We start from the raw sequence: 13,136 nt of genomic DNA on the forward strand, positions 1-13,136 counted from the left end.
GTCAGCGGTCCACCCCTCCCAGGACGGGGTCGAGCGAGGCCAGGGTGACGACGACGTCGGCGAGCATGCCGCCCTCGGTCATCGCCGCCGTGGACTGGAGGTTGGAGTAGGACGGGTCGCGGAAGTGCGCCCGGTAGGGCCGGGTGCCGCCGTCGGAGACGAGGTGGACGCCCATGACGCCCTTGGCGTGCTCGATCGTCTGGTAGACCTGCCCGGCCGGCACCCGGAAGCCCTCGGTCACCAGCTTGAAGTGGTGGATGAGGGACTCCATCGAGGTGCCCATGATCTCCTTGATGTGGGCCAGGGAGTTGCCCTGGCCGTCGGAGCCGATGGACAGCTGGGCGGGCCAGGCGATCTTCTTGTCGGCGACCATGACCGGCCCCGGCGTGGCGTCGAGGCGGTCGAGGACCTGGGTGACGATCTTGATCGACTCGTAGCACTCGTCGAAGCGGACCATCACCCGGTTGTACGCGTCGGACTTGTCGCGCACCGGCACGTCGAAGTCGTACGTCTCGTACCCGCAGTACGGCTGGACCTTGCGCAGGTCCAGCGGCAGGCCGGCGGCGCGGACCGAGGGCCCGGTCAGACCCAGCGCCATCGCGGCGGGCAGGGAGATGTAGCCGACGTCGACGTGGCGCAGCTTGTAGATCGGGTTCTGCGCGGCGAGGTCCTGCAGCTCCTTGACCGACAGGCGGATGTTGGGCAGCAGCTCGCGGACGTAGTCGGTGGTCCCCGGGGGCAGGTCCAGGGCCACCCCGCCGGGGCGGATGTAGGCGTGGTTCATCCGCAGGCCGGTGATGCGCTCGAAGATGCGCAGGATGTCCTCGCGGCCGCGGAAGCCGACGGTCATCATCGTCGTCGCGCCCAGCTCGTTGCCGCTGGTGCCGATGGCCACCAGGTGGGAGGCGATGCGGTTGAGCTCCATCATGAGCACCCGGATGAGGGTGGCCCGGGCGGGGATCTCGTCGGTGACGCCGAGGAGCTTCTCGACCCCGAGGCAGTAGGCGACCTCCTGGAACAGCGGGGCGACGTAGTCCATGCGGGTGCAGAACGTCACGCCCTGGGTCCAGGTGCGGTACTCCATGTTCTTCTCGATGCCGGTGTGCAGGTACCCGGTGCCGACGCGCAGCTCGCGCACGGTCTCGCCGTCGATCTCGAGGATGAGGCGGAGCACGCCGTGGGTCGAGGGGTGCACCGGGCCCATGTTGACGACGATGCGCTCCTCGCCCAGGCGCTCGGCCTCGGCCGCGATCTCCGCCCAGTCCCCGCCGTCGGCGGTGAACTCCGGCGCGCCCGGGGCCTCGCCCGCCGGTCCGGCGGCGTGGGGCATGGCGTTGGTGGACGCGGACATCAGCTGTACGACCTCCGGTTGTCGGGCGGCGGCACGACGGCCCCCTTGTACTCCACGGGGATGCCGCCGAGCGGGTAGTCCTTGCGCTGGGGGTGGCCTACCCAGTCGTCCGGGAGCATGGTGCGGGCCAGGTTGGGGTGGCCGTCGAAGACGATGCCGAACAGGTCCCAGGTCTCGCGCTCGTGCCAGTCGTTGCCCGGGTAGACGTCGACGACGGTGGGCACGTGCGGGTCGCCGTCGGGGCAGGTCACCTCGAGGCGCAGCTGGCGGACGTGGGTGACGGAGAAGAGGTGGTAGACGGCGTGCAGCTCGCGGCCGGCGTCGCCGGGGTAGTGCACGCCGGAGACGCCCAGGCACAGCTCGAAGCGCAGGTCCTGGTCGTCGCGCAGGGCCCGGCACACGGTCCCGATGTGGTCGCGGACGACGAAGATCGTCAGCTCGCCGCGGTCGACGACCACCTTCTCCAGGACGGCGTCGGGGTCGAGGCCCTGCTCGGTGAGGATCTCCACGAGCACGTCGACCGCCTCGTCGAACCAGCCGCCGTAGGGCCGCTCGGACGCCGGGGGCATCGCGACGGTGCTCACCAGCCCGCCGAAGCCGGAGGTGTCGCCCGGGCCCTCGACCCCGAACATGCCGTGGCGGGTGGCCACGACCTCGAGCTCGGTGCGTCCCCCGCGCGGGCCGGCGGGGATGTTCTGCGCGCCCGCCTCCGCGGCGGCCGCCGTCGCCCGCTGGCCGACCTCGGCGCCGGTGGCGCCGGGCTTGGCGGCCGCGGCGGCGGACTGCTTCTCGTCGTCTCGGTCGCTCACGCGAGCAGGCCCTTCATCTGGTGGGTGGGGGTGGCGGCCAGCGCGGCCTCCTCCGCCTTGCGCGCCGCCTCCTCGCGGTTGACGCCCAGCGGGGAGCTCTGCACCTGCTCGCGCAGCGCGAGGATGGCGTTGATGAGCATCTCGGGGCGCGGCGGGCAGCCGGGCAGGTAGATGTCCACCGGGACGATGTGGTCCACGCCCTGCACGACGGCGTAGTTGTTGAACATCCCGCCGCTGGAGGCGCACACGCCCATGGAGATGACCCACTTGGGCTCGGGCATCTGGTCGTAGATGTTGCGCACGACCGGCGCCATCTTGTGGCTCACCCGGCCCGAGACGATCATCAGGTCGGCGTGGCGCGGGGAGGCCCGGAAGACCTCCAGGCCGAAGCGGGCCATGTCGAAGCGCGGGGTGCCGGCGGCCATCATCTCGATGGCGCAGCACGCCAGGCCCATGGTCACCGGCCACTGCGAGCGGCTCCGGCTCCAGCCGGCGACCTTCTCGATCGTGGTGAGCAGGAAGCCGGCGGGCGCCTTCTCCTCGATACCCATGTTCTGCTACCTCAGTCCCACTCGAGCCCACCGCGGCGCCACTCGTACACGTAGGGCACCGTGATGAGGAAGATGAAGCCGAGCATGGCCACCAGGCCGAAGGCGGCGAGCTCGGAGAACGCCACCGCCCACGGGTAGAGGAAGACCACCTCGATGTCGAAGATGATGAAGGTCATGGCGATCAGGTAGTACTTCACCGGGAAGCGGCCGGACCGCGGCGCGCGGGGGGTGGGCTCCACGCCGCACTCGTAGTTGGCCACCTTGACCCGGTTGTACCGCTTGGGCCCGATGAGCGCGCTCGCGACCATGCCGCCGATGGCCATGGCCGCGGCCACGCCCATCATCAGCAGCAGCGGCACGTAGGGGTTCGTCATCGTTCCTCCGCGAAAGCTCCCGGGACGCCCGCCGCCGTGACGGACGTCTCATGGTCAGCGTAGATGCTGCCGGGCATGACATTAGCCACAGTCCACGTCCGGTATGTCATGCGGCCGGCACCGCCTTGGCGGCGGCCGTGATCAGCCGGTCCATCCAGTCCCCGCCGTGACGGTCGAAGCCGTCCGAGAGCAGCTTCATGACGAAGCGCATGAGGACCGGGCGGGGCAGGCCGTGACGCACGCAGAACCGCATGATCTCGGGCCGGCCGATGAGGTGGGCGAAGCCGCGGCCGAGGGTGTAGTACCCGCCGAGCTCGCGCCCGAGGATCTCGGGGTAGGTCCGCAGCGCCTTCTCCTGCGCGTAGTGCGTGGGGCGGGCCAGGGCCTGGGCGATGACGTCGGCGGCGATGCGGCCGGACTGCAGGGCGTAGGCGATGCCCTCGCCGTTGAACGGGGAGACCATGCCGCCGGAGTCGCCCACGAGGAGCAGGCCCTGGGTGTAGTGCGGCTTGCGGTTGAACGCCATCGGCAGGGCGGCGCTGCGCAGCTCGGCGACCTGGTTGTCCTCGGTGAAGCCCCACTCCTCCGGGACGTTGCGCATCCAGGTGCGGAACAGCGCCTTGTAGTCCAGGTTCGTGGCCTTGGCGGTGGGGCTGAGCGAGCCGAGGCCGACGTTCACCGTGCCGTCGCCGAGGGCGAAGATCCAGCCGTAGCCGGGCATGAGGTTGGACTCCCCCGGCTTGCCGTCCCACAGCTCCAGGTGCGACTCCATCATCGGGTCGTCGTGGCGCGGGGAGCGGAAGTAGGTGCGCACGGCCACGCCCATCGGGCGGTTCACGGCCTTCTCGATGCCCATGGCGGTGGCCAGGCGCGCCGAGACGCCGCCGGCGTCGACGACCAGGGGCGCCCGGTAGGTCAGCTCCTCGCCGGTCCGGCGGCCGTTCGCGTCCACCCGGCGGGCCGTGACCCCCAGGACGCGGCCGGAGCGCTCGTGGCGCACCGGGCCGGTGACGAGCACGCCCTCCTCCAGGCGGGCGCCGGAGGCGACGGCGTGGCGGGCGAGGGTCTCGTCGAGGCCCATGCGGGCCTTGGCCAGGCCGTAGTTCGGCATCTCGGCCAGGTCCGGCCAGGGCAGCTCGAGGCAGTGCCCGGCGCCGTAGGTGCGCAGGCCCCAGTTGCGGATCCAGCCCTCGGACTCGGGGGTGGGCACGCCCATCCGGATGAGCTCGGCGACGGCGCGCGGGGTCAGCCCGTCGCCGCAGACCTTGTCGCGCGGGAAGGTGCCCTTCTCCAGGAGGAGCACGTCGTGGCCGGCCTGGGCGAGGTAGTGGGCGGTGGCCGCGCCGCCGGGTCCCGCCCCGACGACGATCACGTCGGCGTCGTCGTCCGCACGCACGAGGGCCCTCCCAACTCTGGCCGAGGAAAGGGGCGGCCGACTGGCCGCCCCGCCGCCGCGAGTCTACAAATGCCCGCTGGCGTCGTCTTGTGAGGACAACCTAACCAGGGGTGAGCGGGCCCACGTGGGACCTTCGGTCGCTGTGTCTCGTGCCTGGTGGTGGTAGGTGCCGGCCCGCCCCCGGGCGCCGGCCGGGCAGGCCGTGACCGGGCGCCGGCCGGGCAGGCCGTGACCGGGCGCCGGCCGTCAGGCCGGCCGGACCGCCCGGTGCAGGGCGACGATGCCGCCGGAGAGGTTGCGGTAGCCCACCTGGCGCCAGCCGGCGCGCTGGAGCGTGCGGGCCAGGCCCTGCTGGTCGGGCCAGCTGAGGATGGAGTCGGTGAGGTAGCCGTAGGCGTCGGTGTTGGAGGAGACCAGCGAGGCCATACGGGGCAGCACCTGGCGCAGGTAGGTCTCGTACACCGCACGGAACGGCGCCCAGGTGGGGCGGGAGAACTCGCAGATGACCAGGCGGCCGCCGGGCCGGGTCACGCGCAGCATCTCGCGCAGCGCCCGCCCGGTGTCGACCACATTGCGCAGCCCGAAGGAGATGGTCACCGCGTCGAACGAGGCGTCGGCGAACGGCAGCGCCGTGGCGTCGCCGGCGACGAAGGGCAGGTCCGGCCGGCGCCGCTTGCCCACGGCCATCATCCCGGTGGAGAAGTCGCAGGGCACGACGTCGATGCCGGCGTCGGCGTACTCCTCGGAGGAGGTCCCGGTGCCCGCCGCGAGGTCGAGGACCCGCTCGCCCGGCCGCGCGCCGACGGCCTTGCGGGTCGCCACGCGCCAGATGCGGTCCTGGCCCAGGGAGAGGACGTCGTTGGTGACGTCGTAGCGCTGGGCCACGCCGTCGAACATCCGGGCGACCTCGCGGGGCTTCTTCTCCAGGCTGGCTCGGCTCATGGCGCCATCATCCCAGGTCGGCGGGGCCCGCGGCGCGGGCTTATGGTTGCCCCCGATGACCACCAGCCTGGGCGCGCCCCGCGCCGTCCCGACCGAGGCAGCCGAGCGCGCCGCCGAGGCGGCCGCCGGGCTGCTCGTGCACACCGTGGCGGTCGACGACGTCGACGACCTCCTCGCCCGCCTGCCCGGCCCCGACCCGGCCCGGACGTTCTCCTGGGTGCGCCGCGGCGAGGGCATCGTCGGCTGGGGCGAGGCGCTGCGCATCTCCACCGCCGGGCCCGGGCGCATCCGCGCCGCCGACGCGGCCTGGACCGCCGCCGTCGGGCGGCTGCGCGTGCACGACGAGGTCGGCCTGCCCGGCACCGGCGCCGTGGCGTTCGGCTCCTTCTCCTTCTCCCCCGCCTCCCCCGCCGGCGGCGTGCTCGTGCTGCCCGAGGTCGTCGTGGGCCGGCGCGAGGGGCGCGCCTGGGTGACCACGGTGCGCCGGGCCGACGCCGGGCCGGGATCCGCGGCGCCGGAGCTGCGCACGCCGCAACCGGTGACCGCGCCCGGCGCGGTGACCTTCCGCGACGGCGCACTGAGCGCCGAGGAGTGGCGCGCCGCCGTCGCCGGGGTGGTCCGGCGCATCCGTGCCGGGGAGGTCGCCAAGGTCGTCATGGCCCGCGACGTCGTGGCCCGCGCGGCCGCGCCGCTGGACGTGCGCCACCTGCTGGGGCGGCTGGCCGCCGACTACCCCGGGTGCTGGACCTTCGCCGTCGACCACCTCGTCGGGGCCACGCCGGAGCTGCTCGTGCGCCGCGAGAAGGGCCTGGCGGCGTGCCGGGTGCTCGCCGGGACGATCCGGCGCACCGGCGACGACGCCGACGACCTGCGCCGCGCCGCCGAGCTGGCCCGCTCCTCCAAGGACCTCGAGGAGCACGAGCTGGCCGTGGCCTCGCTCGTGCGGGCGCTGCGGCCGTACTGCGCGAGCATCAACGTGCCCGAGGCGCCGTTCGTGCTCCACCTGCCCAACGTCATGCACCTGGCCAGCGACGTCACCGGCGTGGTCGACGGCGCCCTGGGACACCCGAGCACCTTCCCCACCCACGGCGCCGGCGGGACCGGGCCGTCCAGCCTGGCGCTGGCGGCGGCGCTGCACCCCACCGCCGCCGTCGGCGGCACGCCGACCCGCGAGGCGACGACGATCCTCGCCGAGGAGGAGCGGATGGACCGGGGGCGCTACGCCGGCCCGGTGGGGTGGATCGGCGCCGACGGCGACGGCGAGTGGGGCATCGCGCTGCGCTCGGGCGAGCTGAGCGCGAGCGACGCCCGCGAGGTCCGGCTCTTCGCCGGCTGCGGGGTGGTGGCCGCCTCGGACCCGGCCGCCGAGCTGGCCGAGTCCGAGGCGAAGCTCCAGCCGATGCGCGGGGCGCTGGCCGGGCGCTGAGGTCAGATCTTCTGGTCCTCCTTGGCCACCAGGGTGGCGGGGAGCTCGAGGGACTTGCCGTCCCGGATCACCGTGAGGGTCACCTTGTCGCCGCTGGCGTACTGGCGCACGAACCCGGTCAGCGACAGGGCGCCGTCGACGGGGTCGCCGTTGATGGCGACGATGACGTCGCCCGGCTGCAGCCCGGCCTCGGCGGCCGGGGTGCCCGGCTGCACCGCCTGGACCTCCGCGCCGGTCCGGGTGGCGCCGCCGTCGGAGGCGGTGCCGTCCTTCATCGTCACGCCCAGGAACGCGTGCTGGGCGACCCCGTCCTTGATGAGCTGGCCGGAGATCTGCTTGACGAGGTTGCTGGGGATGGCGAAGCCGAGGCCGATGCTGCCGGCCTGACCGCTGGCGTTGGGGATCGAGGCGATCGAGGAGTTGATCCCGATGACCCGCCCGGTGGCGTCGAACAGCGGGCCGCCGGAGTTGCCCGGGTTGATCGCGGCGTCGACCTGGATCGCGTTGGTGACGACCTGCACGCCCTGCTGGCCGGGACCCTGGGTCTGCTCGCTGGTCTGCACCGGCCGGTCGAGGGCGGAGACGATGCCCGTGGTCACCGTCGAGCTCAGGCCCAGCGGGTTGCCCACCGCGGCGACCGGGTCGCCGACGACGACGGTGTCGGAGTTGCCCAGGGTGGCGGCGTGGAGGTCCTTGGGCGGGTCCTTGAGGGTGATGACGGCGAGGTCGGTGGCCGGGTCGGTGCCCTCCACGCTCGCCTGGTAGATGCGCCCGTCGGAGAGGGTGACCTGGATGCCGCCGTCCCCGGCGTCGCCGACGACGTGGTGGTTGGTGACGATGTGCCCCTGGGCGTCGAGGATGACGCCGGAGCCCTGGGCGGTGCCCGCGCCGGTCTGGACGGTGATGGCCACGACGGTCGGGCGCACAGCCTCGGCGACGTTGGCCCAGTCGGGGTTCTTCGTCGTCGACGTCACCACGGGCGCGGAGTTCTCGCGGGACTCGCTCTGGGTGGTGCCGGTGGGGCTGCCCGTCGTGGTGCCGTCGAGGGCGCCGGTCAGCCCGGCGGTGCCGACGCTGGCCAGGAGGGCCGCGCCGGCCGCGGTCCCGACCAGGGCCACCCAGGTGGGCCGGCGGCGCCGACCGGCGCGCGCGGCCTCGTCGCGGGTCTCGTCGGGGCCCTGCGGGCCGGGACCCGGCCGCCAGGGCCCGTGCGGGCCGAGGGGCCCCTGGGGTCCGCCGGGCCCCTGGGGTCCGCCTGGCCCCTGGGGTCCCCCGGGCTGCTGTGGGCCCGGCTGCTGGGCGCCGGGCGCCTGCCCCGGCCCGAACGCGCCGCCCCGGTACGGCCCCTCGGTGGGGCGGTAGGGGTTGTTCCAGCCGCTGCCCGTGCGGTTCGTGGCGGGGGCGGCGAACGGGTCACTGCCCGCTCCGCGGTCCGGCGCTCGCCAGGGCAGGGTCCCGGGGGTCTTGTCGTCCGTGCTCATGGTTTCCTCCGTGCTTGCCGTTGGTACCAGGTAACACCGACAACCTGACGGACGCCTTCGCGCAGTCTGTGAGGTCCCTGAGAGGACCATGGGTCAGGCGGGCGCCCCCGCGAGCGCCGCGCGCACCGCCTCGGCGACCCGGCGACGCAGGTCCGCGCGGTGCTCCCGCAGCCCGGCCCGGTCCACCGTGACCTCGACGACGCTGCGCCCGCGCACCGGGCGGGCCAGCACCTCGCGCAGCTGGCCGCCGTCCTCGACGGGCGTGTGCCGGGCGCCGTACGCCTCGGCGAGGCGGGCGAGGTCCGCCTGCTGGGGCGTGCCGAAGATGCGCTCGAACTGCGCGGCCCGCGCGGGCGCGCCGTGCTCGAGGGTGGCGAAGATGCCGCCGCCGCCGTCGTTGAGGACGACGACCTGGAGGTCCACCTCGTCCTCGAGCCGGCCGCGCAGCAGCGCCCCGGCGTCGTGGAGGAAGGTGAGGTCGCCCATGAGCGCGCGCACGGGCTCCTCGAGGCCGAGCGCCAGGCCGGTGGCGGTGGCGACGGTGCCGTCGATGCCCGCCAGGCCACGGTTGGCGACGGCGACCGGGTGGTGGTCCGGGTGCCAGGGCGCGGCGACGACGTCGAGGTCGCGCACCGTGTTGGACGAGCCGGCCACGAGCACGCGGGGGCCGGAGCGGCCGGCGGCCCGGGCCACGTGCCGGGCGAGGAGCAGCCCGTCGAGGGGCCGGCCCGGCTCGGCGACGACGGCGTCGAGCGCCTCCTGCGCCGCGGCACCGGCGAGGCGCCAGCGCTCGAGCCAGGCCGCGTCGGCGCCGGGCACGGGGCCGGGGGGCGCGGCGGCGGCGAGCACGACCCGCGCCGCGGTGCCGGCGACGTCGGTCCACTCCCCCTGCGGGGCGACGACGACGACCTCGACGTCGCGGCGCGCCAGCAGGGCGCTGACCGGGCGGGACAGCGTCGGGTGGCCCACGAGGACCACGCGCTCGACGGCCCCGCCCAGCGCCGGCTCGCCCAGCAGCAGCCGGTACGGGCCGATCGCGTGGTCGCCGGCGCGGGCGCCGGAGGTGGGCTCGGCCAGCAGCGGCCAGCCCGCCGCCTCGGCGAGCAGCCGGGCGCCGGGACCGGCGCCGTCGCCGGCGACGACCACGGTGCGCGGCCCCCGGGCGAGCCGGGCCGGCGCGGGCGCCGTGGGGGCGGCGACGACGCGGCGCTCGGCGGGCGGCGGACCCGGCCGCCACGTCGTGGCCGGGGCGAGGGGGTCGCGGAGCGCGACGTTGAGGTGCACCGGGCCGGGGGCGTTCGTGCGCAGCCCCTGGGCCGCGGCCAGCGCACGGGTGACGACCTGGTCCAGCAGCGGGCCGCCGGGGGCACCCGCGGGCAGGTCGACGGCGTAGCGCGGGGCAGAGCCGAAGATGCCGACCTGGTCCGTGGTCTGGTTGGCGCCCGTGCCGCGCATCTCGTGCGGCCGGTCGGCGCTGACGACCACGAGCGGGAGACCGGAGTGGGCGGCCTCGAGCACCGCGGGGTGGAGGTTCGCCACCGCGGTGCCCGAGGTGGTCACCACGGCGACCGGGGCCGGCGGGGTCGGGGCTTCCGACGGCTCGGCGTCCGGCGACGCCGCGCCGGCCCGGGCGAGCCCGAGGGCGACGAACCCGGCCACGCGCTCGTCGACCCGCACGTGCAGCCGGAGCCACCCGGCCTCCTCGGCCGCGAGCAGGGCGTAGGCCAGCGGCGCGCTGCGCGAGCCGGGGGCCAGGATGACGTGGCGCACGCCGTGGGCGACCAGCGCGGTGACGAGCTGGCGGGCGGTGGCGGTGGCGGGCTCGACGTCGGCCCGGGCGGCGCGACCGCGGACGCCGTCGGCGCTCACGCGGCGGCCCGCATCTGCTCGGCCATCGCGTCCAGCCGCTCGTGCCAGCGGCGGTCCTGGTCCGCGGGGGCCGCCACGGCGGCCAGGGAGTCCGCCGTGGGCTCGGGGCGGCGGACCTCAAGGTGACCCTCGACGGGCAGCAGCGGGGACGGGACGGTGTCGCGGGCGAAGAGGTGCACCGTGGCGAGGCCGCACGCGTAGGGCAGCTCGGGCAGCGCCGCGGCCAGCGCGAGGCCGGCGGCGATGCCGACCGAGCTCTCGAGGGCGGAGCTGACGACCACCGGCAGGCCCACCTCCTCGGCCAGCCGCAGGCACGCCCGCACCCCGCCGAGCGGCTGGACCTTGAGGACGACGACGTCGGCCGCCTCGGCGCGGCGCACGGCGAGCGGGTCGGCGGCGCGGCGGATGGACTCGTCGGCCGCGACAGGCACGTGCGTGCGGCGCCGCAGCGCGGCGAGGTCGGCCACGTCGGGGCAGGGCTGCTCGGCATACTCCAGGCCCCCGGCGGCCCGGTCGAGCAGCGCGAGGCGGGCGACGGCGGTGTCGAGGTCCCAGCCGGCGTTGGCGTCGACGCGGATCTTCCCGGCCGGCCCCAGCGCGTCACGCACCGCCTCGAGCCGCGCCTGCTCCTCCGCGGCGGACTGGCCGGGCTCGGCGACCTTGACCTTCGCCGTCGTGCACCCGCCGGAGCCCGCCACGATCCGTGCCGCCTGCTCGGGGCCGACGGCGGGGACGGTGACGTTGACCGGGATCCGCGCGCGCACCGGCTCCGGCCAGCCCTCCTCGGCGGCCTCGAGCCCGGCGCGCAGCCAGGCGGCGGACTCGGCGGCGTCGTAGTCCCAGAACGGGGAGACCTCGCCCCAGCCGGCGTCCCCGCGCAGGAGCACGCCGTCGCGCACGGTGATGCCACGGAAGCGGGTGCGCAGCGGGGTGGAGTAGACGGCGCGCACCTGCAGGGGTCCGGTGGCGATGGAGGAGGGCATGGTGGCCAGGATAGGAGGGCGCCCCGTCAGGACGCCGCCGGGCGGGGGTGCATCCCCGGCTTTCGCCGCGACGGTTGCCGGATGGTGCCGCCGCGTCATAGCACGCGCCGGAGCAGCTCCGCCGCGGTCTTGCGGACGTCCCGGCCCTCGCTGAGGGCGCTCACCACCGCACCGTCGACGACGGCGACGGCCAGGGCGGCCGGGCACCGGCTGCCCGTGGCGGCCAGGATGTCGCCGATGGCGGCGTCGAGCCGGGTGCGGCCGGCGTGGAAGGCCCGGGCGACGGCGGGCGTCGCGCCGGCCGCAAGAAGCTGCTGGTAGTGACCGCGCACCTGCCCCTCGGGCGGCAGCAGCGCTGCCAGGACGGCGGCGACGGCGAGCTCCGGGGTCGGCTCCGGCCCACCGGCCGGCACCTGCTCGCTCGCCCGTGCCCCCTCGTTTCCCTGCGGCTGCTCGCCCGCTTGTGCCTCCTCGCTTGCCCGCGCGTCCTCGCCCGACGGCTCCTTCTCGTCCGACGGCTCCTGCTCGCCTGCCGGTCCGCCCGTTTCCGCCCGCCGGAGCCCTTCTCGTACCTCGTCCCGGACGTGCTCGGCCTGCTCCGCCCACCGCGACACCAGATGTGCACCGGCCGCTCCGAGGAGGTCGTCGAGGCCCGAGAAGTAGTAGGTCGTCGCGGACAGGGATGCTCGGGCACGCTCTGCGACAGCGCGGTGAGTCACTGCCGCCGGCCCCTCGGCGACGACGAGCTCGGCGGCCGCCTCGACCAGACTTTGCCGGCGCCGGGCGCCGCGCGCGCTCGAGGCTCCCGTGGATGTCATCGGCCGGCGCTGTCCGGGAGGGCGAGAGCCACGCCGTTCTCCGCCAGGTTGAGGCCGACGATGCCCGCCACGATGAGCACCAGGGAGACGAGCTTGAGCACGGAGACGCCCTCCTGCAGGAACGCCATGCCGACGATCGCGGTGATGCTCGCGCCGATGCCCGTCCACACGGCGTACGCCGTGCCGACCGGCAGCGTGCGCAGGGCGTAGGAGAGGCCGACGAAGCTCGCGACGGCGAGGACCAGGAATCCCACGGTCGGCCAGAGCTTGCTGAAGCCCTCGGACGCCTTGAGGCACAGCGCCCATCCGGCCTCGAGAAGGCCGGAGAGGATGAGAACGACCCACGCCATGATCACCACTCCTTTTCTAGTACGGTCGTACCAGCGTAGCGACGTCCGGTCACGCCGTACACTCCGGCGGCGCACTGCCGGCTCCGAGCCTGATCGACACCGCCTGGCGGGCCACGCCCACTCCATGGTCCTCAGCGGCTTCCATACGCAACGCCGTGGGGGCGTCACGATGTGGGAGTGCGGTGGCGCAGCGTTGTCCACAGCCCGGGCGGGCGTCCGGCGCGATGTCGGTGGGGTGGCATAGCGTGGACGCATGTTCGATGACGAGCAGGGGGACGGGCCGGTGGGCGGCGACGGCGTCGATCCGTCGGCCGCCGCGGGGGACGACGGCGCGGCCACCGCCGGGGCTGGCGCCGCCGGCCCGGGCGGCGCCGAAGACCACGCGGACGGCGTGGGCGGGCCGGCCGGGTTGGCGGGGGTGCTTCAGGCGGTGTCCGCGCTGGTGGGGTTGCCGCTGGCGGTCGGGCTGGCCGCGGTGGTCCCGGACGGGCAGGACCCGGGCGACCTGGTCGAGCTGGCCGCGCAGTGGTCGCGGGTGATCGCCTGGGCCCACTATCAGCGCGCCGAGACCCTGTCGGTCCTGGCCGTGCAGGCCATCGACCGCGACGGGGTCAACGCGGTGACCGCGGTGGCGACCGAGGTCGCCATGCGCCAGGGCGTCTCCCGCCCGGGCGCCACCCGGCTGGTGCGCACCGCGATGGCGCTGACCGGGCCGCTGCAGGCCACCGGGGAGGCGCTGGCCCGCGGGGCGCTGGACCCGCGCAAGGCCGACGTGATCGCCGCCGG

The 13,136-nt window shown here is 75.2% G+C and carries 13 protein-coding genes; 2 read left to right on the forward strand and 11 right to left on the reverse strand.

All coding sequences use genetic code 11. From position 1 onward, the window contains the following. Window position 1 precedes the first annotated feature (1 nt). From GD880_RS03025 to GD880_RS03050, 6 genes are all read right to left on the reverse strand, one after another. Window positions 2-1,330 carry an NADH-quinone oxidoreductase subunit D gene (locus tag GD880_RS03025; RefSeq protein ID WP_152230167.1) on the reverse strand — a complete coding sequence of 443 codons (1,329 nt, stop codon included), beginning with the start codon at window positions 1,328-1,330 and terminating at the stop codon, window positions 2-4. Between the two features lie 20 nt (window positions 1,331-1,350). Beyond that, complete coding sequence (locus GD880_RS03030; RefSeq protein ID WP_152230096.1) at window positions 1,351-2,160, reverse strand: NADH-quinone oxidoreductase subunit C; 810 nt, start codon at window positions 2,158-2,160, stop codon at window positions 1,351-1,353. Continuing rightward, window positions 2,157-2,711, reverse strand: coding sequence for a NuoB/complex I 20 kDa subunit family protein (locus GD880_RS03035; protein WP_152230097.1), 555 nt, complete (start codon window positions 2,709-2,711; stop codon window positions 2,157-2,159). Before GD880_RS03035 ends, GD880_RS03030 begins: the two co-directional genes overlap by 4 nt. A gap of 11 nt (window positions 2,712-2,722) precedes the next feature. Next, a complete protein-coding gene (locus tag GD880_RS03040; RefSeq protein ID WP_152204726.1) occupies window positions 2,723-3,085 on the reverse strand; it encodes an NADH-quinone oxidoreductase subunit A in 363 nt (120 codons plus the stop codon). A 106-nt stretch (window positions 3,086-3,191) separates the two neighbouring features. Beyond that, a complete protein-coding gene (locus tag GD880_RS03045; protein ID WP_152230098.1) occupies window positions 3,192-4,481 on the reverse strand; it encodes a geranylgeranyl reductase family protein in 1,290 nt (429 codons plus the stop codon). Window positions 4,482-4,727: 246 nt separating this feature from the next. Beyond that, window positions 4,728-5,423 (reverse strand): demethylmenaquinone methyltransferase, encoded by a 696-nt coding sequence (locus tag GD880_RS03050; protein WP_152230099.1) that lies wholly within the window; start codon window positions 5,421-5,423, stop codon window positions 4,728-4,730. 55 nt (window positions 5,424-5,478) lie between these two features. Here GD880_RS03050 and GD880_RS03055 point away from each other — a divergent pair, with 55 nt between their 5' ends. Beyond that, entirely contained in the window at window positions 5,479-6,849 is a 1,371-nt protein-coding gene (locus tag GD880_RS03055) for an isochorismate synthase (RefSeq protein ID WP_152230100.1), read from the forward strand. 2 nt (window positions 6,850-6,851) lie between these two features. Here the strand turns inward: GD880_RS03055 and GD880_RS03060 are convergent, their stop codons facing one another. The 5 genes from GD880_RS03060 to GD880_RS03080 form a co-directional block, all read right to left on the reverse strand. Next, window positions 6,852-8,330, reverse strand: coding sequence for a S1C family serine protease (locus GD880_RS03060; RefSeq protein ID WP_152230101.1), 1,479 nt, complete (start codon window positions 8,328-8,330; stop codon window positions 6,852-6,854). A gap of 93 nt (window positions 8,331-8,423) precedes the next feature. Beyond that, complete coding sequence (gene menD, locus GD880_RS03065) at window positions 8,424-10,199, reverse strand: 2-succinyl-5-enolpyruvyl-6-hydroxy-3-cyclohexene-1-carboxylic-acid synthase (protein ID WP_152230102.1); 1,776 nt, start codon at window positions 10,197-10,199, stop codon at window positions 8,424-8,426. Next, window positions 10,196-11,182, reverse strand: coding sequence for an o-succinylbenzoate synthase (locus GD880_RS03070; protein WP_152230103.1), 987 nt, complete (start codon window positions 11,180-11,182; stop codon window positions 10,196-10,198). Before GD880_RS03070 ends, menD begins: the two co-directional genes overlap by 4 nt. Window positions 11,183-11,277: 95 nt before the next feature. Next, complete coding sequence (locus tag GD880_RS20190) at window positions 11,278-12,000, reverse strand: TetR/AcrR family transcriptional regulator (RefSeq protein WP_193314326.1); 723 nt, start codon at window positions 11,998-12,000, stop codon at window positions 11,278-11,280. Continuing rightward, window positions 11,997-12,350 carry a DMT family transporter gene (locus GD880_RS03080; protein ID WP_152230104.1) on the reverse strand — a complete coding sequence of 118 codons (354 nt, stop codon included), beginning with the start codon at window positions 12,348-12,350 and terminating at the stop codon, window positions 11,997-11,999. Before GD880_RS03080 ends, GD880_RS20190 begins: the two co-directional genes overlap by 4 nt. A gap of 253 nt (window positions 12,351-12,603) precedes the next feature. On the opposite strand from GD880_RS03080, the gene GD880_RS03085 reads away from it, so the two are divergent. Continuing rightward, on the forward strand, window positions 12,604-13,136 hold a 533-nt coding region (locus tag GD880_RS03085; protein ID WP_152230105.1), incomplete at its 3' end, for a DUF222 domain-containing protein.

This window comes from Georgenia ruanii (assembly GCF_009193175.1).
Classification (GTDB): domain Bacteria; phylum Actinomycetota; class Actinomycetes; order Actinomycetales; family Actinomycetaceae; genus Georgenia; species Georgenia ruanii.

Coding starts and splice junctions, on each gene's coding strand:
- GD880_RS03025 (WP_152230167.1), bottom strand. CDS start 1,330: ATGCCCCACGCCGCCGGACCGGCGGGCGAGGCCCCGGGCGCGCCGGAG.
- GD880_RS03035 (WP_152230097.1), bottom strand. CDS start 2,711: ATGGGTATCGAGGAGAAGGCGCCCGCCGGCTTCCTGCTCACCACGATC.
- GD880_RS03040 (WP_152204726.1), bottom strand. CDS start 3,085: ATGACGAACCCCTACGTGCCGCTGCTGCTGATGATGGGCGTGGCCGCG.
- GD880_RS03050 (WP_152230099.1), bottom strand. CDS start 5,423: ATGAGCCGAGCCAGCCTGGAGAAGAAGCCCCGCGAGGTCGCCCGGATG.
- GD880_RS03055 (WP_152230100.1), top strand. CDS start 5,479: ATGACCACCAGCCTGGGCGCGCCCCGCGCCGTCCCGACCGAGGCAGCC.
- GD880_RS03060 (WP_152230101.1), bottom strand. CDS start 8,330: ATGAGCACGGACGACAAGACCCCCGGGACCCTGCCCTGGCGAGCGCCG.
- GD880_RS03070 (WP_152230103.1), bottom strand. CDS start 11,182: ATGCCCTCCTCCATCGCCACCGGACCCCTGCAGGTGCGCGCCGTCTAC.
- GD880_RS20190 (WP_193314326.1), bottom strand. CDS start 12,000: ATGACATCCACGGGAGCCTCGAGCGCGCGCGGCGCCCGGCGCCGGCAA.
- GD880_RS03080 (WP_152230104.1), bottom strand. CDS start 12,350: ATGGCGTGGGTCGTTCTCATCCTCTCCGGCCTTCTCGAGGCCGGATGG.